At 42.5% G+C, this 20839-nt stretch carries 18 protein-coding genes and 1 pseudogene; 2 read left to right on the forward strand and 17 right to left on the reverse strand.

The genetic code is table 11. From position 1 onward, the window contains the following. Positions 1-335 precede the first annotated feature (335 nt). Complete coding sequence (locus ACZYRN_RS13850; protein ID WP_488912309.1) at positions 336-1235, reverse strand: EamA family transporter; 900 nt, start codon at positions 1233-1235, stop codon at positions 336-338. 552 nt (positions 1236-1787) lie between these two features. On the opposite strand from ACZYRN_RS13850, the gene ACZYRN_RS13855 reads away from it, so the two are divergent. Beyond that, the gene (locus tag ACZYRN_RS13855) at positions 1788-2879 is read left to right on the forward strand and encodes a carbohydrate kinase (protein WP_488912190.1); all 1092 of its coding nucleotides are present in this window, start codon (positions 1788-1790) and stop codon (positions 2877-2879) included. 454 nt (positions 2880-3333) lie between these two features. On the opposite strand, the gene ACZYRN_RS13860 is transcribed toward ACZYRN_RS13855, so the two are convergent. From ACZYRN_RS13860 to ACZYRN_RS13895, 8 genes are all read right to left on the reverse strand, one after another. Further along, entirely contained in the window at positions 3334-4107 is a 774-nt protein-coding gene (locus ACZYRN_RS13860; protein ID WP_488912191.1) for a DeoR/GlpR family DNA-binding transcription regulator, read from the reverse strand. Continuing rightward, positions 4100-5287 carry a saccharopine dehydrogenase family protein gene (locus ACZYRN_RS13865; protein WP_488912192.1) on the reverse strand — a complete coding sequence of 396 codons (1188 nt, stop codon included), beginning with the start codon at positions 5285-5287 and terminating at the stop codon, positions 4100-4102. Before ACZYRN_RS13865 ends, ACZYRN_RS13860 begins: the two co-directional genes overlap by 8 nt. After that, positions 5284-6387: a 2-aminoethylphosphonate--pyruvate transaminase gene (locus ACZYRN_RS13870; RefSeq protein WP_488912193.1), complete on the reverse strand. Its 1104-nt coding sequence runs from the start codon at positions 6385-6387 to the stop codon at positions 5284-5286. The genes ACZYRN_RS13865 and ACZYRN_RS13870 overlap by 4 nt, the downstream gene beginning before the upstream one ends. Next, positions 6366-7178, reverse strand: coding sequence for a phosphonoacetaldehyde hydrolase (gene phnX / locus ACZYRN_RS13875; RefSeq protein ID WP_488912194.1), 813 nt, complete (start codon positions 7176-7178; stop codon positions 6366-6368). The genes ACZYRN_RS13870 and phnX overlap by 22 nt, the downstream gene beginning before the upstream one ends. Further along, positions 7178-8911 (reverse strand): ABC transporter permease subunit, encoded by a 1734-nt coding sequence (locus ACZYRN_RS13880; RefSeq protein WP_488912195.1) that lies wholly within the window; start codon positions 8909-8911, stop codon positions 7178-7180. The genes phnX and ACZYRN_RS13880 overlap by 1 nt, the downstream gene beginning before the upstream one ends. Further along, the gene (locus tag ACZYRN_RS13885) at positions 8908-9912 is read right to left on the reverse strand and encodes an ABC transporter ATP-binding protein (protein ID WP_488912196.1); all 1005 of its coding nucleotides are present in this window, start codon (positions 9910-9912) and stop codon (positions 8908-8910) included. The genes ACZYRN_RS13880 and ACZYRN_RS13885 overlap by 4 nt, the downstream gene beginning before the upstream one ends. A gap of 13 nt (positions 9913-9925) precedes the next feature. Beyond that, positions 9926-10987, reverse strand: coding sequence for a putative 2-aminoethylphosphonate ABC transporter substrate-binding protein (locus ACZYRN_RS13890; protein WP_488912197.1), 1062 nt, complete (start codon positions 10985-10987; stop codon positions 9926-9928). 286 nt (positions 10988-11273) lie between these two features. Next, positions 11274-11684, reverse strand: a complete 411-nt coding sequence (locus ACZYRN_RS13895; RefSeq protein ID WP_488912198.1) for an Rrf2 family transcriptional regulator — start codon at positions 11682-11684, stop codon at positions 11274-11276. Between the two features lie 140 nt (positions 11685-11824). Here ACZYRN_RS13895 and ACZYRN_RS13900 point away from each other — a divergent pair, with 140 nt between their 5' ends. After that, positions 11825-12460, forward strand: coding sequence for an NAD(P)-dependent oxidoreductase (locus tag ACZYRN_RS13900; RefSeq protein WP_488912199.1), 636 nt, complete (start codon positions 11825-11827; stop codon positions 12458-12460). A gap of 36 nt (positions 12461-12496) precedes the next feature. Here the strand turns inward: ACZYRN_RS13900 and ACZYRN_RS13905 are convergent. From ACZYRN_RS13905 to ACZYRN_RS13940, 8 genes and pseudogenes are all read right to left on the reverse strand, one after another. Further along, positions 12497-12687, reverse strand: a pseudogene (locus tag ACZYRN_RS13905) (acetyl-CoA C-acyltransferase); the annotation flags it as partial. A 112-nt stretch (positions 12688-12799) separates the two neighbouring features. Next, the gene (locus ACZYRN_RS13910; RefSeq protein ID WP_488912310.1) at positions 12800-13870 is read right to left on the reverse strand and encodes a toxic anion resistance protein; all 1071 of its coding nucleotides are present in this window, start codon (positions 13868-13870) and stop codon (positions 12800-12802) included. Between the two features lie 5 nt (positions 13871-13875). After that, positions 13876-15483: a YceG family protein gene (locus tag ACZYRN_RS13915; protein WP_488912311.1), complete on the reverse strand. Its 1608-nt coding sequence runs from the start codon at positions 15481-15483 to the stop codon at positions 13876-13878. Between the two features lie 74 nt (positions 15484-15557). Then, positions 15558-16367: an HAD family hydrolase gene (locus ACZYRN_RS13920; protein WP_488912200.1), complete on the reverse strand. Its 810-nt coding sequence runs from the start codon at positions 16365-16367 to the stop codon at positions 15558-15560. After that, positions 16364-17464 (reverse strand): cysteine protease StiP family protein, encoded by a 1101-nt coding sequence (locus ACZYRN_RS13925; RefSeq protein WP_488912312.1) that lies wholly within the window; start codon positions 17462-17464, stop codon positions 16364-16366. The genes ACZYRN_RS13920 and ACZYRN_RS13925 overlap by 4 nt, the downstream gene beginning before the upstream one ends. A 29-nt stretch (positions 17465-17493) precedes the next feature. Continuing rightward, positions 17494-18870: a phosphoribosyltransferase family protein gene (locus ACZYRN_RS13930; protein ID WP_488912201.1), complete on the reverse strand. Its 1377-nt coding sequence runs from the start codon at positions 18868-18870 to the stop codon at positions 17494-17496. Then, positions 18821-20020, reverse strand: coding sequence for an HpcH/HpaI aldolase/citrate lyase family protein (locus ACZYRN_RS13935; RefSeq protein WP_488912202.1), 1200 nt, complete (start codon positions 20018-20020; stop codon positions 18821-18823). Before ACZYRN_RS13935 ends, ACZYRN_RS13930 begins: the two co-directional genes overlap by 50 nt. A gap of 212 nt (positions 20021-20232) precedes the next feature. Further along, complete coding sequence (locus ACZYRN_RS13940) at positions 20233-20811, reverse strand: TerD family protein (protein WP_488912203.1); 579 nt, start codon at positions 20809-20811, stop codon at positions 20233-20235. Positions 20812-20839: the final 28 nt, after the last annotated feature.

A 20839-nucleotide genomic window follows, 5' to 3' on the forward strand; every position in this document is an offset into this window, starting at 1 on the left:
TTAACTTTATTGATGGCAACATCACCCCAACCAATATAAGATCCATATCAAATACCCGTACTAAATTTTCACTTTCATGTAATAACAAAACAGAAACTGTAACAATAAATAGTCACTCAATAGCACTTAAAATTGATGCTGATCCTGAACCAATTTTTGATACAGCAATCGGGAATAATACTACTGGTATAATCAATCCTAAAGTTGAGCCTAAACAAAAAAATGCCTCATCCGCTTTATCTTTTGGATGAGGCATTGTCTATGAGCAATATTTTCATTTAATGTATTTTTAAAATTCATCAAACATCATCAAGCATGTAAGATTGATTTTTTGCTTATTGTTGTGCAACTTTATTTTTAGTTAACAATATATTTCTATTTAGTATTGTTGGTAAACTTATACCGAGAATAATGGTTACAATACCTACTATTTGCAGCGTAGTAACAGTTTCACTTAGTAATATGACTGACACCATTACCGCGATTGGCAATTCAATAGCACTCAAGATTGATGTCATACCTAATCCAACTTTAGGAACTGCTATAGTGAATAAGAAAACCGGAATAATCATCCCAAATAACCCCAATGCCAAACCATACATCCAAAGTCCTTCGTTAAACAAAGTCCCATTCCAAATAATTTCTGGAGACTGAAAACCAGCCGACATCATAAAAGCAGTGAAAGAAACAATTACTAACCGATTAGAGGTTGTCATACTTGTAGTTGCCTTACCATTAACAAATAAAAATAGGGAATAACAAAGAGCGGCCGCTAACCCCCATAACCACCCTTGAAAAGGTATTTGAGATAAATCAACATCAATCAAACCAGCTGCTGGTATGGATCCCATAACCAAGATTATTATAGAAAAAAATTCAATTCGACTGGGAAGTTGGCGTTTTGTTATACAAGAAATCAACATGCCTATCCATGTAAATTGAAACAGTAGTACAACTGCTAATGAAGCAGGTAAATAGTTCAAAGACTGACCGTATACAATATTTGTTAACCCCGTTAAAACGCCTGCAAAGATAAGAATTTTAACTCCATTAAAGCTTAATTTCGCTCTATTTGTAAGAAGGTAAATACACACAGCAATGCAAAAACCGATAAAAAATTGACTTGTAACGGCTTCCGAAGCCGAAAAATCACTATGCATCGCTAGTTTTATAATGGTTGAAACTACACCATAACTACTAGCTGCTATAACTACCAACAGGGGGTACAGATACATTTTCATCATTCTACTTCCTCCTATAATTTATAATTATTATGATTTTTCAAAATTTGTATGGCAAAAAAATCATAGTCTCCAATATAAATCACAGATAGACTTTTTTGCAATCTATTTTTTGTTTATAATAGATTTGACTATATTATCTGTCTGTAATATTTAGGTCTCGTACAATGTATCTATCACTAGTAAAGAGAATAATAAAAAAATTTAAAAATTTTATAGTTTAAGCGGAATTTTAGCACGTTAGGAGCAGTACTATTTGAATTGAAAGCAAAGAAATGAGATGGCTCAAGAGTATGAATTATCCTGAAAGTATTTTAGTTGTATAATAAATTGGGGAGCAAGAGTAAAAAACGAGAATTTTGTACGCTAAGCAATTTTGTTTCCTTAGCATACGAACTATCGGTTTTCTTTATAAACAAACAGAAGGAAAAAGTTATTATTATCACCAATCTATAAAAATAATATCAAAATTGTCTATACTATTAAGCGTTTACAAACATTTGTTTATGCGTTAAACTATTGTTTAAAGAGAGATGAGGTTGTTTAATGGATAAGGAGAAACAAATTTTATATTACATAAGAATGAATCCTTTCATTTCACAGCAAGAATTATCAAGTAAAGTTGGTTTATCACGACCTGCTGTTGCTAATTATATTGCTAACCTGACGAGACGCGGTGAAATTAAAGGACGTGGCTATATTCTCCAAGAAGAATCCTCGATCGTATGTATCGGAGGAGCAAACACAGACCGAAAAGCGCGAACAAATCAGAAGGTGCGTTTATATTCATCCAATCCAGTAAAAATTACTGAAGTTTGTGGCGGTGTAGCACGTAACTTTGCCGAAAATTTAAGTCGGCTTGGCTGTAGCACTTCTCTTATGACTTGTGTCGGTGACGACAAAGAAGGTAACTGGATACTGAAGCAAACAAAAGGTCAAGGAGTTGATGTTAGTCAAGTATGGGTGTTCCCAACTGAACGTACAGGGACTTTTACCACCTTGTTAGATATTAATGGTGAAAGTATTGTCTCCATGGCTGATATGAATATATACGAAAAAATAACAACTTCCATGATTGACGAAAAATGGTCCTATATTGTTGCCTCAAAAGCTGTTTTTTTGGATACGAATATTCCTAAGGAATGTATCAGTTATTTAATTAAACGCTGCAAAGATGAAAACATCCCTATTTACATTGACCCTGTATCTTCAGCCAAAGCTCGAAAACTTCCTTTACGTCTTGATGGTGTAGAACTGCTGATGCCTAACCGAGAAGAAGCAGAGATGCTTGCTGAAATAAAAATCGACTCAATCAAAGATTGTCAATCAGCATGTGAAAAAATTAGACAGCGTGGTGTTCGAAAAGTTATTATCACGCTTGGTGATCAGGGGGTTTATTATTTCTCTACTGAGGAATCTGGGCATTTGCCTCCTTTCAAAGCTGATGTTGTTGATGTCACAGGGGCTGGTGACGCATTTGCCTCATGTGCAATATATGGAATCATGAACGAAGAATCGCTATTTAGTGCCTGCCAATTAGGGCTTGCTGGTGCTGCTCTTACCCTTCAAACTGAAGAATCTATATCATCATTTTTAAAACCTGAAAAACTTCATGAAATAGTACAGGAATTTTCGTGATGAAATCATATTTGACTTTTACCGAAGAAATATTTCCTTTTTGTTGCTTTAGAAATGATTATCTCTCATAAAATACCAAATCCATAAAATATTATTCCCCCCTTTCGTTGAAAGAAGCATCTGCTCGCCGGTAGATGCTTCTTTTTTTGATATGTTATGTATTCAAATCAGCTTTATATAGAAGACTTGAAGTTTTAACGAAAGAATTTTAAATGATAGTAACATTCACATATTTTTTCGCCGTCATGCCACCCTCTTGATAATGTTTTACTGCATAATTCATTCCAGCATGCTTTCCATGGTATTCCCTTCAATCGTTTAATAAACACACTGCTGTATGAAAATTGGTTCGCGGTCACACACTGTTGTTCATGATAATCCCCTTTTCTCCATCGTCATGCCTGTATCATAATCAAAGCAAAAAACTCCGGTGATCTCTCACCGGAGTTTTTATTTATGACCGCGCAACCACCCAGTTATCATTCGACCAGCTGCCTTCTGCCGGACGGTCGGTGACAATGAAATCCACCTGCTGCAAAGGCGCGATACAATGCGTGGCCCGCATGTTCATTTTTGAGTGATCCGCGAGCGCATAACTCATTTCCGCCTGCTCCATATACATCTGGCCGAGCACGGCTTTGTCGCTGTCGTAGCAGGAAAGGCCAAATTCCGGATGAACCCCATCAACGGCAATAAACGCTTTGTCGGCATGAAGTTCCCGTACCACTTTCGTCGTCAAGCTGCCGGCCGTCCGCCAGTGATCTTTTTGTACGAGTCCACCGAGGAAAATGATGTCGCCTTCAAAACCCGTCTGCATTAACCGGTTGGCGAGCGGAAACGATGTGGTCATCACAGCGATCTCTTTAAACCGGCTCAGCCCGTCTGCCATTTGCAAAGTTGTTGTTCCTTCATCGATAAACACAACATCGCCCTCTAAAATAAATGAGACGGCCTGTTCGGCGATAAGCTGCTTTTCCAGCCGGTTTTTCGTTTCCCGGTTTAAAATCGGCGGCTCCTCTTTTTCACTGAGACGGACCGCACCACCATATACCTTTTTTAGTTTGTGGTCTTTTTCCAGTTCATCCAAATAGCGGCGGACCGTTTCTGTCGACACGATAAATTCTTCGGCAAGATCCGAAACCCGCACACTTCCATATTCCGTGACGTACTCCATAATCTTTAATTTCCGTTCTTCCGCCAGCATCGGCGCCCACCTGCCTTTATACATACAATTCTTCAGGCAAAGCAGCTTTCTTTTCGATATGAACATGAATGCCGCGTTTTTCAAACAACGGGAAAAATAATTCTGGATGGGCGCCAAATGCCTCTTCCGGCGTCAGCACACCCGTTTCCCCCACGTCGCCTTTCGCTATACGTTCCGCCGCCACTGCAAACGGAATCGCCACATTACGCGTATACGCACGCAGCCCTTCCCAACCCGGCACGGACCCATCGCTTTTCGGGTGCGTATGCGTCAGCTCATAACAAACCGCCTCGCCATCTTTTTCCCCAATCACTTCTACATGAAGCGCATAACCGTATAGTTCAGTCGACTGTCCTTCTTCCGACTGAAGCAAATATGCACTAATGATATCCATTATACCCTCTTCTGCGCCGCCGACACTTACTTTTTCATTTCGTAAAATGCCATACTCATATAGCGCACGCACGAGACGCATATTTTGCTCCGGCCATGTGCCGCGTGTTTCAATTAACTGAACGCCTTTTTCTTTCAATGCTTTGGCGAGCGTCGCCGTTTCGGAATGTGGAATAATATACTGTACCGTATGACCGTATGGCTCCGGCAGCTGAATATCACGTGGACGGGCAAACGGCTTTACCTGAACAAATTCCCCGTTTTCAAACACGACACGCCCCGGCAGCTCTGGGTCATATTCATACGTCGTCGTTTCCGCAATGGATTTGGAAAATGCAATCGGCCGGAACGACCCGTGGCTCACCCGGACGGACTGCACCGAATCCAGACGATTCGCTGCGTACATTGCCATCATTTGAGTCAGGCCCGGCGTCATTCCGAAGCCCGGCAGCATTGTTTTTCCGTTTGCTTTAAACGTCTCTTCATAGGCAAACTCTTCCCCGAATCCATTCAAATTAATCCCATGGCAGCCCGCCGCTGCAATCAATTTCGTTGTTTGGCCATTCAATTGAATCGTCGTCCCGTCTAGCACAATATCAAACCCGGTCATCTTAGCTATCGTATCTGCTTCGTCAAACACATTTACTTTCACAAACGACACACGCGGATCATTCAGCCACTCTACCACACTGGAGCCTTCTTCTTCATTATAATCGCCAATCACAATTTCTTCGAATGAAGAGTGCTCCACCAAATCAAGAACAGCTTCTCTGCTGATTCTTCCTGCTCCACCTAGACAAAATATTTTCATATACGTATCGCTCCTCTCACAGTCATGTACCTTTTAATAGATTCAAGCAGTCGCTGAATATCCGAAATGTGTATATCGCCAATAATCCCGATCCGGAACGCAGAAAGATCTGTTAATTTTCCTGGGTAAATGACAAATCCATCGGCTTTTAACGCCTTATAAAAAGCGGCAAATGAAAATGTGTGATCTGGATACAAAAACGATACGATAAACGGTGATTGAATCGATTTCGAGACAGCCGTTTTAAAACCAAGTGCTTCCATGCCGGCAATGAGCGTTTCTTGATTTTTACGGTAACGTGCCTCCCGCACCGGGACACCGCCTTCTTCTATGAGTTCAGCGAGCGCCTGAGAAAACGCATGAACCGCATGTGTGGGCGAAGTAAATCGCCATTTCCCACCGTCATTTTCCATCGTTTCGAACTGATCGTACACATCAAGCGAAAGCGACGGTGCACATCCTTTTCGTGATTTTAACAGCGCGCGGTTTGCCAATACAAAACCAAAACCTGGCACACCTTGCAGGCATTTATTTGAACTAGAAACGAGAACATCCATGTTCCAGTCAGTCATTGACATGTCCATGCCGCCAAAGCTCGACATCGCATCAACCATCGTCGTTTTGCCAAACTGTTTCGCAGCACAGCAAATGTCTTGGGCGGGATTCAAAAGCCCCGAAGTCGTTTCCGAATGAACGAACATCACGTGTGTGATTGATGAATCAGTCCGCAGTTTTTCTTCAAATGAAGCAACTTCAAGCGCCATTGTGTCATCTGCCGTCACCGTGCTGTATGGAATATGTAGACGTTCAGCAATTTCCACTATCCGCCGGCCATACGCGCCGTTTACGCCGATGAGCACATGATCTTCTTTTGATATAAACGTACCGATCGCCGCTTCCACTGAAAATGTACCGCTGCCCTGCATCAAAACAGCGGTATACTGATCCCCGCCACCAGCCAGTTCCACGAGCTGGCTGCGAATGCCGCGCGTCAGCTTTTTGTATTCTTCTTCCCACGTACACCAGTCACCCATCATCGCTGTTTTAACGGTATCTGTTGTTGTTAGTGGACCTGGAGTTAAAAGGAGAGAACGGACCATGCTGATTCCTCCTTTTCTGAAAGAGTACGATCAAGTTCGCGAATAAACGCCGGCAGCTCGCCAATGGATAACAGCACCGCATGTGCGCCTGCCGCCATTAGTTTTTCACGTACAGCGGCTTCACGAACGGCGCGTTCGCCTTCTGTCAGCTGTGATACTTCCTCTATTGATAAGCCAAGTTCACTTGAGCCATAAATCAGCCCGACTGTCCATGCACCTGCATTCCGGCCTTCTTCCATATCGACGGTCGTGTCGCCCACTTTCACAACCCTGTTCATCGGATACACACCGAGCTTCATCGCCGCATAATACATCATCCATGGATACGGACGGCCTGCATCCACATCATCCGCTGTCACAGTCACATCCGGCTCATAGCCTTTTTCCGCCGCACCCGCACGCACAATGTCGATCATCTCCCGTGTATAGCCTGTTGTCGTCCCAATGACTAATCCCATTTCCCGCAGTGTCTCGACTGCTTCCATCGCACCCGGCACTGGATCCGTGTATTCGCCAAGACTTTCAAACAAACACGCTTCAAACCGCTCATTCAGCTCACGAACATCCGCTTCTGTTGGTTCTCCTTGCCACTGTTTTCGAATCGACGGCATCTCAAGCATCGTCCGGATATGATCGATTTTCGCCATGCCCATCGGCTCGCGTGTTTCATCCATCGTGACCTGAATCCCTTTTTCTTCAAATATTTTCACAAAACTTTCAACCGGCGCCATGCAGCCGTAATCCACTGTCGTTCCCGCCCAATCAAGAAATACACCTTGAATTGTTTTCATCACGCAATCTCTCCTTTTCGTTTTGTTCTTTTTACTGCCATACGCAGCAGCTGTTCATATAGAAAACGCACGACAACATTCACAAGGACAATTAAAAGCCCCATCGCCGCTGCTGCTTCGATATTGCCTGCATCATCCAGACTGACAATCGAAACTGCCGCTGTTTTCGTATCCGGCGTGTACAAGAAAATAACCGCCGAGATCGTGACCATCGAATTGACGAAAAAATACATCACCATTTCCAAAAGCGCCGGTGCACACGATGGTAGTGTGTAATGAAGAAACGTATCGATCCGCGTCAGCCCCAGTGTTTTCGCGGCCTGCTCACATTCCGCATCCAGCTTCTTCAAAGCCGTCCGCGCCGTCATATAGGTAACGGAGAAAAAATGAAGAACTGTCGATACAATCACGATCGCCATCGTTCCATACAACCCGTGCAGCATATTTGGCACCACCAGTCCGAAGAATGACCATTCGGGACGGCTGAAAAACAGCACGTAGCTGATCCCGATCACAAGACCCGGTACCGCCATCGGAAGCAGGCTCATAAAATGACCCATTTTTGCGAGTGCAGCCGGCAGTTCCCCATTTTGAAGCCAGTACGCAAACAAAAAAGCAAAAAGAGTACCGAACACCGCCGTACCAGTCGCTGCAATCAAACTGTTTAAAAAGACTGTAAATCCGTCTCCTGTGTAACTGTTAAACGTGAAATACTCAAGTGAAAACCCGAATGTATACGGCCAAACCGGTGTCACGGACGCCACAATCATCATCAAAAACAAAACCGCAACAACGAGTGCCATGCCGTATGCGAATGAACCGAACAACACATCACGGACCCGATGTATGCCAATCTCAAGCGCTTTTGCTTTTGCATTCAATGAAAACGACGGCTTTCGTGACGCAGCTTGGTCAACCACAAATGCGATCAGTGCCGGTGTCATTAGTAAGATCCCGGCTACTGCGCCGAGCGCAAAATTCTGCTGACCGACGACCTGCTTGTACACATCGGTCGCGAGCACATTGTACTGTCCTCCAACAAGTTTCGGTGCACCGTAATCCGTGAAGCTGAGCGTGAATGCCACCATCCCGGCGCTCACAAACGCGAGCCGAATGCTGGGAATCGTAATGCCGAACAGCCGGCCCGCTGAACTGATCCCCATCGTTTTCGCGGCATCATACAATCCTTGATCCGATTGACGAAGCGCGACGTACATAAGCAAAACGACTTGTGGGAAAGTATACATAACCTCCGCCATCACAATGCCGACTGGGCCATATAATCCGATGTCAACACCCGGAAAGAGACCAAACAAACCGGTCGTCACAACCCCCTGCCGCCCAAATAAATAAATGAGCGCAATCCCGTGCATCATCGTCGGGGCAAAAAGAGGCAGCATCGCAAACCCGAGCAACACGCGCTTCCCTTTCACATTCGTACGCGAAATGGCAAATGCATACACAAACCCAAGCGACAGTGCAAAAACCGTCGTCCAAAGAGCAATCGTCAGCGAATGCTGAAAGCTTGTTAACAAAGTCAGATTGGACAAATAGCTGATTGCCTGGCCAAACCCGGCCCATCTGCCTTCTTCATCTTTGGCCACTTCGAGAAACAACGTCGAAATCGGCATAAAAAGCAGACAGCCAAATGATAAGAAAATAATCGTTAATTGAAGCGGGCGCCACAATGAAACATTTCGCTCCGATATTTTCACGCGAGAAAGTGTCGTCATGCCATCACCACTTCTTTTGAAGGCCGTGCTTCATGGTCATGCATGGATAAATAGACAATCTTCCTTGGACAAATGTTTCGGCTATCCACGACGTTTGCCGGCAAATCCACAATGAGTTTTTCATTAAAAAGTGGCGATGTTCGGTCTGTGACACTCACTTTCAGGCGGTAATATGCGCCTTTAAACATCATGCTGTCCACATATGTCTCCATGCCGGATTGGGCGTCAGCAGCGGAGAAATGCTCGGGACGAATCACGCGTGTTTCTCCTAATTGTTCGATCTGGTTCGACGTTCCGATAAAAGATGCGACGAACGAATCGGCAGGATACCGGTACACATTTTGTGGCGTATCGTACTGGGCAATGCGTCCGTTGTTCATCACCGCAATCCGGTCAGCCATGGTGAGCGCTTCATCCTGATCGTGCGTGACCATAATCGTTGTCATGCCAAATTCGTGATGAATGCGGCGAATTTCCTGTTGTAGCTGGTAGCGCACATTCGCATCAAGCGCCGATAACGGTTCATCAAGAAGAAGAAAATCCGGTTCGATCACAAGCGCGCGCGCCAGTGCCACCCGCTGTTGCTGGCCGCCTGACAATTGCTGCGGTGCCCGGTCTGCGAGTGCCTCAAGTCCGACAAGGTGAAGCATATGCATCGCTTTATCGGTACGCGTCTTTTTTGACAGCTTTTTCGGCTTGAGGGCAAACTCAATGTTTTTGCGCACAGTCATGTTCGGAAACAGCGCATATGACTGAAACACCATGCCAATGTTTCGTGAAGAGGCAGACGAAGCTGTAATATCAGCTCCATCGACGTTCAATCCTCCCGATGTCGGCTGGTCGAGCCCCGCAATGATCCGGAGCAGCGTTGATTTCCCGCATCCGCTCGGTCCTAGTAAGCTGACAAACTCTCCTTTTTTAATGTCGAGATGAATTTCTTCAAGTGCGGTCGTCTGGCCGAATGTTTTCATTACCGATTTAATTTGAAGTGATTTTGCCATCATGATCTCTCCTTTATTCTTCCGGTTCAGCTTTCGTTCCATATTTTGATTCCCACTCTGTTAAAATCGCGTCCCGGTTTTCCGCCGCCCAGTACAAGTCATTTTTTTTATACATCTTTTCTTCTACGTTTTTCGGGAACGATGCCGGCAGCTCAAATTCCTTGTTCATTGTCGTAAATCCATTTGCGTCAAAATATTTTTTCATCACATCTTCTTCTATCGCCCAGTCCAAAAAGGCGTGTGCCGCTTCTTCATTACCAGCATCCTTTTTATTAATTAACGCATTGGCTTCCACTTCCCAGCCGAGTCCTTCTTCCGGCAGGATTACTTCAACCGGCGCGCCGTCTTCTTTCATTTGAACCGCTGTGTACACAAGTGAAATGCCGATCGGATATTCACCTGCCGCTGCCATTTTTGCCGGCTTTGATCCTGAATGCGTATACGTACCGATATTTTTATGAAGCTTGTCCATGTAAGACCAGCCTGCTTCTTCGCCCATCATCTGCAGCCATCCATTGACTGTTAAATAGCCCGTTCCGCTTGACGCCGGGTGAGGCATGACTATAAGTCCTTTATATTCTGGTTTCAGTAAATCTTCATATGTTTTTGGAACCGGCACATTCAGCTTTTTCAATTCTTCCGTATTCACCGCAATCCCCGTCATAAACGCCGTGTTGCCTGTCCATTTAAGAGGTTCATTTTTGTCTTTAAAAGCCGGTTTAATATTTTCCGCACCTGCCGGCGTGTATTCTTTTAACATGTCTTTTTGATCCAATGCCAGTAAACTTGACGCCGCAAGACCCCATACAACATCCGCGCTTGTATTTTCCCCTTCTGCGAGAAGCTTAGCTGTCATAATACCTGTTGAATCACGTACGATTTTGACATCCACCTCTGGATACTTTTCTTCAAAAGAAGCCATATAGTCAGGGATCAATTCTTCTTCCACCGCCGTATACACGGTTAAATCGCCCGACACCCCGCTTTGTGCATCCGCCGGAACACTTTTTTCTCCTGAACAAGCTGATACGAATAATAAACTAGAAAGCACGGAAAACCACATGCGTTTTTTCATTTTTTAAGCTCCTTTTATATTGTTTTGATTGTGATTTCATTGTATCTTGTGATTGTTAATGAAATATTAACGAACGGTTAAGTTATTATTGTGGTTTTATATGGTTTTATGTAGCTTTTTAAATAGTTGCTTGTTTTTATGAAAGGAGGGGCAGGCACAAAAGCAATATTTTGTGACTCATAGGATATGCTAACAAAAGTGTTGCGCCAAGACATCGCATTCTTAGCCTTTGGAAACTCCATTCAATGGGATTTTATGCCCATTAATGCACGCTAAAAAAACCACCTCAATTAAAGAGATGGTTCATCACATCTTTTAGCGATTGATTCGCTAATTCGTTTTCCATTGCCTTTTGCACACGATCAAACGTCACATCAAGCGATGATTGAATATTTTTTCCAACTTCGCAATTCGGATTCGGCTTTTCATGTACCGCAAACAATTCATCTTTCGGCTGTACCGCTTTAAAAATATCGAGTAACGAAATATGAGCAGGATCTTTCGTTAATTCGGAGCCAGTAATCCCTGCCCGCGACGTAAGCAATCCCGCTTTCTTCAGCATACCGCTTATTCGCCGGATGACAACCGGATTCGTATTCACACTGCCTGCAATCCTGTCTGATGAAAGCGGCTCACGTGAATTGGATGCCACAAGCACCATAATATGAATCGCCACGGCGAAACGACTATTCATCATTTTTCTCCACCACCATTTGTCATTATTGTAGTTACAATTAAAATGTCTGTCAAATGAGTTGACAAACGACTTCAAATGTAACTATAATGGTTACATACTAAGTGTAACAAAGTAAGTTACATATGAGGAGGAACTATTTTATGAAAATCGCCATTATCGGAGCTTCAGGAAAAGCAGGAAGCCTTATTTTGAAAGAAGCAAAAGAACGCGGTCATAACGTCACAGCCATTGTCCGCAATGCTGCAAAAATAACAGCTGCGGATATAAATATATTCGAAAAAGACATTTTTGATTTAACAGCTGCGGATGTTCAATCCTTTGACACTGTTGTGAATGCATTTGGTGCTCCTGCCGGACAAGAACACTTACACGTTGAAGCAGGACAAAAATTAATCGATGTGTTAAAAGAAGCACCGAATACAAAATTAGTCGTTGTTGGCGGCGCCGGCAGCTTATTTGTAGACGAAGCCAAAACAGTACGCGTTCTTGAAACACCTGATTTCCCGAAAGAATACTTGCCAACAGCTCAAAATCAAGGAGAAAATCTACTTGATCTGCAAAAGTCAGAGGGAATCCAATGGACATTTATTAGCCCTCCAGCATTCTTTGATCCGGAAGGCAAAAGAACGGGTGCTTACCAATCAGGGAAAGACCATCTTCTTGTGAACGCGGAAGGACAAAGTTATATTAGCTACGCAGACTATGCGATTGCAGTTCTTGATGAAATTGAACATCCGAAACATTTAAATGAGCGTTTTACTGTCGCTTCTAACTAATAAAAAAGGACTCGCCTTTTTCAGGCGAGTCCTTTTTTATTTCTTCACTTCAATCATAATCGCATCGCCTTGCCCGCTGCCGGAGCAAATCGCTGCAATCCCGATGCCTCCGCCGCCGCGGCGCAGTTCATACGCTAACGTTAAAATAATGCGCGCAATTTTCGTACTTGCAAGCACGGCAGCGCGAATGCTTCGTTGATTTCAAACACATCAATGCGGGTTAAGGAAGAAAGCAGACCGCCAAATTTACGAATCGGTGTCCGTGCGCCTTCTATAATAACTGTTTGGACCATTTCCTTCACTTCCGTACGATTTAGTGAAACGGCAAGTCTTCTTCAGTTATTTTCCATAGTTTTTCATTGTATCCTGCAGCTGAGCAATTCTCTTCATGCCATCTTCTCTTGCTTTTTTATTTTCTTCTTCAATCGCTCTCGTTTCATCGAGTCCTTTTACAATTGTATTCCAGCTTTCTTCTATCGTTTCAATTTTGATGCTTGGTCCGCCGGCAAGGCGGGCAATTTCAGTACTCTGGTTTGCAATGTTTTGCGAATTTCGCAGCAGCATTTCATTTGTCCGTTTATCTAATTCACTCATAGAATCCGCTACAAGCTTTTGGCGCTTCGCTGCGACTGCTTGAATAATTCCATTTTTAAAAATCGGGATTGTCGTAATAAAAGCAGAGTTGATTTTCCCGATCAGTTTCGTATTCCCCCGCTGCAATAGACGAATTTGCGGTGCTGTTTGCAGTGCGACCATTCTAGCCATTTCAAGGTCGTATACTCGTTCCTCAAGCGATTGAACAGCATTATTCAACGTATCCAGTTCCATTTGTGCCAGCTGATCACCGCCTGCCGACCGCTTTTCTAAACCCGGAAGAAGACTTTTCAACTCTTCTACTTTTATTTGTCCAGCTACTACATATTTTTCAAGCGCCATGTAATATTGATAGTTTTGCTGATACATTTCATCCATATTATTCGTCGAACGGATCATTTCATCTTTGTATTTAGAGATTTCAATATGAATTTTTTCAATATCTCGACCGAGTGTTTGATATTTGCCAAATATTTTTTCAATCATTTTTTCGCCGCGATTAAACAATTTGCCTAAAAATCCTTTTGGCTCTGCAAAATCATTTTTGTCAAATTGATCCATTGTTTTTCCAAGCTGTTTTAATAAAGTTCCTGAATCGGTGACGCTTGTGGAGCGCATGGATGCCAAAATCCGATCGGAAAATTGAGAAATTTCTACCGCTGGTTCTTTTCCGAATTCCAGGAGACCTGTTTGATTTCGTATATCAATAGAACGGGCTAAATCCAGCACTTCCGGTTCATTACGCAGCTGAAAACGCATGGTTTCTGCTTTATTTTCTGTTATTAGTTCCATTTCATTTTCTCTCATTTCCTGCATCTCACTCATTTCCTCCCCTTTAAAAATTTAGATAGGAATCCGCTTAAAATCGAATTTTCTTTTTGATAGTGTTCAAATGGCAGCTCAAATACCATATCTTCAAGCAGATGGTGATCAAAATATTTTTTATTAATAAATGATTCTAGATCGTTCAAGCCTGGCGGATTATATAAAATAAGATCAAGACCGAATTCGTTTAACAATAAGAGTAAAGCAGCATCTGCTCTGGATAACTGACCATTTTTTTCATTGTTATATAAAATCAATTTCGGTACTTCTTGAGAGTAATCAAATGTCTGCAATAATTGAAGGATTTCTTCCGGTATCGACATCGAGTGCGTAAATAAAAACAGCTGAACATCTTCATTTGTTTCTCCTGATGATTTCTCCATTTTTGGATCATCACATATCCGAGAGATTGCCGCTGCAATTCCTTTTTGCACTCCACCATGCAAGTGACCATATTGCCACCAGTTGCTTTTCACCATTTTTTCTGGATCAAGAATGTTCCGGCCGCCAAGAGCATGCTGATAATGAAACTGATTGTTCGCTTTTTTTTCTTTCATGTAAGGAAATTTTGTAATCGTTAATGTACTTTTTTGAGTGCGCAACCGCTGCATATTTTCCCAGTATTCTTTTCGATTTTTGGAGACGCCTGACACTTTAGCGAACAGCGCAGGAATTTTCACTTCTCCATCTTGTACAGAAAACCCTGGCCGAATAAACGAAGGCTCTTTTGCTAACAAAAAGATTTCATCATAGGTCGTCTTTAGTGTGACAGAAACGGGTAAGTGATCTCGAAATTGCCACGGTTTATAAAAAGAGGAGCCTTCATGGTTTAGCACTTGTTCAATTTCTTTCGACGCACGATAAGCAACCGTTCCCTGCTGCTTCGGTTCCTCTTTTGGAAAAGGTTGTATCTTCATCTTTGAAGGATACTGTACGATAACTGTCTGCTTGTTTTCTGGATCAATCTCTTTGAAGTCATCCTTTCCTTCCGGATGAATGAGTACAACGTCCATTCCTAAAAGAAGCATATAATAAAGAAAATAAATCTGGCTTTTGCTCGCATCCCCGTACCAAACAATATGAGGGACATCTTGTTCCCTATCGAGTTCCTTCACCCATTGATCCAAATGGTTCCATGTCCATTTGATCAAATCAAGAAAAACTCGTCTAAATTCAGGATGGCCAAATGCTCCTGAATGATTGGATTGAAACAGCTGCAACACGTTTATGAGCGCCGAACGAACAAGCCGGTTAAAATCAGGATCTTTTGGGTATTTAGGAAGCAAACGCTCTCCGTCTAAAAAAGCGACAAAACGGTTCACTGAAAGACTTGGTTCATTCTGGATAATATGATAGATGCGCTGCACCGATTGAAAGCGGCCAGGCGGCATTGATTTATCAAGTGTTTCAGACAAAATATATACATTTGGCTGCTGGCTAATAAAATAAAGCGTACTCATATAAGCTGTTTCATCAAAGCCGGCACCGAGTATGCGTGCGGCTACCTGACTATATTGCATGTCGTCCGTTTCTTTTTTATATCCAGGCCGTTCTATAATCGGACAGCCAAGTTGCTCGTTCCAATTTGTTTCATCAATGGGCATGAGAATCGATTTTCTTTTCAACTGCGCTCCCTCCTTTAGTCATCTTTATAAAAAGTAAGGAGTGTGAGCTGGTGTTATGAACGGAATTTGACGGTAGGCTCCAGGCTTTTAGACAGCATTGTTTCAAGTATTTCCTCTGCCGCGATCACGCCTTCTGTTTGTGTCAACGGCAGATGAGCATTCCTTGCAGCTGCTTCCCCATGTTTTGGAATTAAGCCAAATACCGCTTTTTCGACTAAACAGACATCCAGGTTAGAATCTCCTGCTGTAAATACCGTTTTCCTTCCCTCTTTTTCTGAAAGATAGTTCACCGCGTCCCATTTGTTCACAAATCCTGGGATAAAATATACTTTTCTTCCTTGTAAGGAAAAGAACCAGCCGCGCTCCGCTGCCCACTCCGAGTATTCATTCATCCGTTCCGCCGGAGCAAGTTCAGGTTTAATAAGTAAATAGATAAAAAAGTTGTCCACCACTCGAATGGAATCCAGCCAGACAGGATCTGCCGTTTTTTCTATTTTTCTCTTTACTTCTTCTAAAGACGTATGGTTGTTATTAATCTTTTTTTGAACAATTTCTTCCCAATAACGATCTACTTTTCCGTCTTTCAGTATGACACCACCGTTACATGTGATCGCATAGGCGGGCCGAATCTCTTCCTGGAAAAGTGAAATTCGGCTATATTGTTCGACTGTTCTCGTTGTCACCGGGATAAACATCATTTGTTCCGACAGTTCTTTCAAAAGCTGAATGGCCTTTTCTGTCATGTAAGAGATCTCTCTTCCATTATATACTTCCACATTCCGAACAGACAGATCTGTTTGTTTCGGATCGAAAAACTTGTTTGAATAAATGAGTGTGCGATCTAAGTCGCTTGCAAAAATCATTGGTCTCGCTCCAATGGCTTGATTAATCCGCAGCATGTATACGTCATTTCTGTAAATTCCTCCACCGGGACACCCCGTTCTTTCGTTAATTGTAAAATATGTTTCAAGCGCGGGTCTTGCCGATCTTTCACAAGTATTTTCCAAGGCATACGGCGCAACAGAACACGCGTTGTCTCTCCTACACCCGGCTTGATCAGATTAATATCTTCTAGTCCATATTTAGTTTGAATCTGATGAATGGATTTAAGCCCTTCCCAAGTTAAAGAGCGATCGCTTGTTTTCAGCGTTTTTACGGTCTCCTGAATGAGATTCGCCGCTGAATCAAACTCATCTGCAATAACCTCAATGTAATGAGTTGATACATCTTGATCTTGCAGTTCTTTATATACCTTTGCCCCGTGAAAATCTGTTTCGCTTATCCACTGTTTATTCAATATCGTTCGGCTAACAAGCCCTGAAACCGTCGAATTTAAACAGGCATTTGGAATAAGAAAATCTTCTCTCGTGCCATATAAAGAAGAGCAGTAGCCGGGGTCAGCCAGCACAGCTAGTTCATCATCTAATTTTATGCCATGTTTTTTTTCAAAGCCGTGAGTGGAACGTGTTAATTCTTTCGTAATGGCTCCTTTTCCAGTCCATCCATCAATAAACACGAGCTGGCGGCCTGGATGTTGATGAAGCATGTACAGCAATGCATTTTCATCTATCCCTCGTCCACGAATAATGGATACGCTGTAATGAGGCGGCGCAAAACCAAACGTCTTTTTTATATACCGCTTTATTAAAATACCGATTGGCGTACCCGCCCTCGCAAGAGAAACGAGAACAATGTCTCGTCCTTTTTTTTCAATAATAAGCTCCGCAACCGTTCCCACTGCCACCGCTACTTTTTGTTTATATGTATCAAGTGATTCATGAAATAACGCCAAATAGTCTTTTGTCGGCTCGTATTCAACCGGAAGCATCTCCGAATAATGCACGCCTTGCTGAATGGCTCGTTCCCGCTCATCCGTCTTTCTTTCAAGGTTTACGTCTGATAAATCTTTTAATAAAAAGACAACATCTTCTGATGAATAACTTCCTTTGACCATTTGCATGTCTTGTTTAATCACCTGAAAATCCCCTTTCAAATGAAATCAACTACGTGAATGTGCGGTATATGATAAAACTGACGCAAAAGCGATTGTCTTCTTTCCTTACTCGCTGTCCGTTCAAAAAAGAAAAATACTTCGTCATATTGCTGACTCACAATGTTATATGCATATTGAACAATGCCAGGATCATCCGGACTTTCAAACACGAGCCTGTTTTTAATTGGATATCCTTCCTTGTTTAATGGAAAGATGGGGCTTCTCGTTGTCGAGTGGTATGATACGCCTTCTCCCATATAAACAGAAGCTTTCATCGGTAAATGCATAAATTCCCCTGTTCCAAGACAGAGTGTTTTCTTTCCTATCCTTTTCGCTTTCAAATACTGACCTATTTTGCGGCAATAGTCTTCAATCGACTGTCGATGTTCTGAAGATAGCCCGAACCTTCCTGTTAATGCTGAATAAGGTGTATCGTTTTTTACGCCGCGTGAATCAACAGACGAATATGGATAATGCGCAATAGGAGATGGAATATCACGAAGAGGAATCGAATGTTCATTTATTTTTTCAAGTGGTACTTGTTCATCAGCATCTCTTTTTTCTTTTAGATCAGGTGTGCCTTTCACTTCAATTGAACCAGATAAGAGAGAATACGTTTTAATTTGAATTCCCCATCTATCCTCAAAATTCTTTAAACGCTGCCGGTTTTCTTTCGTCCGCCAATCGAGAAGAGAGAGCACCGTGTACTCTTTGCGCGGGTATTTCTTTTGAATCGACGATATAATGTTCAAAGCTGTTTTCCCCGTTGTGATTTCATCATCCACCAGACAAATAGGCTTGTCATGATTAAACAATTCTTCAGGCGCATAACAAAGCTGGTCTGTCGCATGCGAATGCTCTTCTTCAAAATACAGAGTCACTTCTTGATCCACAATCCGCTCCCTCGTAGAATGAATGTACGATGCATTCGTAAAGCAATCAAACACGCCGTGACCAAGTGCGGTCGCCGTTTCCGCAAATCCAATAAACACAACAGGCTCTTTCATTGCCAAGCGCAGCTCTTTTACAACTAAATAAGCCGCTTCTATATTATCCCTTGACCCGTCTTTCAACGCTTCAATAAGCTGCTCTTTTTCAGGCAGCGTTTGACCCATTTCTTCTTCATAATACATCGAGGCGAGCAGCGCAGATGAAATAAATGGGATGCATGGATGAAGCGGAAGATGTTTTCCCAGCACTTTACTCACAAATAAAAAAGAACGTTTTTTATTTATTCTTGCCGCCATTTCATACAGTGATTCCACCGGGATATGATATGGATTCGCCGCTATTCGTATCTCTGCTTCTAAAGAGCCGCTAATGTTATGTGTATACTGGCTCGGATAATAAATCGATGAATGTGTGGTTTTCATGAAACACCCCGTATATGTCTGACTTTATTAACGTTTTTTGTGCCCACTTTAAATGTGGCTTTATTTCATTCATTTTGTTTTGAAACTCACTTTTAAATACGCCCTTTTCACCGTCTGCTTGCCTGACAATACTTACCGCATCCACATATTCTTCTTTCGTTACAACGTGCAATGCCTGTACAGGTAAAAGATGCGTCGGATGAATAATGGTTTTCCCGACTAACCCATTTGCTTTATCAAGCAGTGTTTCTTGAATTAACCCGTCGAAGTTTTTACGAATTAATTCTTTTCTCAGAATAATTCCATCCGAACCAAGCTGTTTCAAGAAGGGGGTCTGACGCAGCTGCGGCTTTAAAATCCGGTTATTTGCTGAAAAATGTTCCCACACTGGACCCGATATAACAAACCCATTTGGTTCCCGGCCGAATATGTTTACGATATCGGTAATCAGTTCATTGACGAGCGAAATTTCATAGACAGTTGTCTGGCTATTTCTTCTAATCCCATACAATCCGCATAAATCCGTAGCCCCGATCCGGATGTTTAATATAAACTCCTTATAATGATCAGCGATTTCTTTTAATCGAAGCAATTCTTCTATACGCTTTTCCTTATAAAGAACGTCTGGTGACTCTAAAATGGGCATTCCATACAAAATGGTTCCTGATTTATCCACGATTGACTGCAGCGTCAAAAGAAAATCTTCTGCGTTTTCTGATGAAAATTTCGGAAAGACGAAACCTGTCAAAGCGGGCAATGAACGATGCAACCGAGCCGCCAATTGGGCCATTTGCTGGGCACTTCTTACTCGAATAAAAATAAGCGGCATTCTATCCTCCGTGAGAAGCCCCTCCTCTAAAGCTGCTGAAATGGTGCTCATATGAGAAATAAGCTGTTCTTCCGCCCTTTCTACTTCTAGATCCCCAACAGCATCTTCCAAACAAATCACAACCGTGGAAAGCTCTTTAAATTTATTATGAATAATTAATTCAGCAATGTCCCCTCTTGTTGCTGGCATATACAAAACCGGGCCGAGGCTGTAGGCAAGCATATGTTTAGGTGAATGTTTGTGAATCACTTTTGGTTTTTGATAGAAAAATCCTTCTAATTGAAACTCGGGTAAATGATGGAAATACTTCAAATTCAGCACCTTCTTACATCAACTTTGTCATTTTTGTAAAAAGAAAGAAGGAGCTGGCCCCTTCTTTCTTTTTTATCCATTCTTTCTCGTTCAGTCCCGTTCATATCGGATGAACAGAGATGTATGTATCTATCATACTTTACTATCTTAATTTATCTCTATTTCTTCTTTTAGCAAAAAAGCCAATAAAAGGATTATAACCTTTTATTGGCCTCTAGCACTTACACTTCCAAACCATAGTTTTGGCAAAGCGACATGAGGCCGCCAGAAAAACCGCTGCCTACCGCACTAAATTTCCAATCGTTCCCGTGTTTGTACAATTCACAAAACACGACAGCTGTTTCAATGGAAAAATCTTCTCCTAAATCAAAGCGAAGCAATTCCTGTCCTGTTGCTTCATCCGCAAGTCGAACAAACGCATTTGACACTTGTCCAAAATTTTGATTGCGCAATTCCGCATCATGAATGGTCACCGCAACGCCAATTCGCTGTACGTAAGAAGGGATTGCAGAAAAGTCGACAATAAGCTGCTCATCATCCCCGTCACCTTCTCCGGTCCGGTTATCTCCTGTATGCACAACCGCTCCACTTGGGTGCTGGAGGTTGTTATAAAAAATGAAATCATGGTCATTTTGACATCGATTGGCTGCATCAACTAGAAACGCTGATGCATCAAGGTCAAATGCTTGACCTCCCGAATATTTATTCGTATCCCAGCCGAGACCAATGACCGCTTTAACGAGACCAGGGTTCGTTTTCGTTAAATCAATTTTTTGGCCTTTTGACAATTTAATCGACACAGTGAAATCACTCCCAAATGTGTGGTAT

It is taken from the genome of Domibacillus sp. F004 (assembly GCF_057814295.1).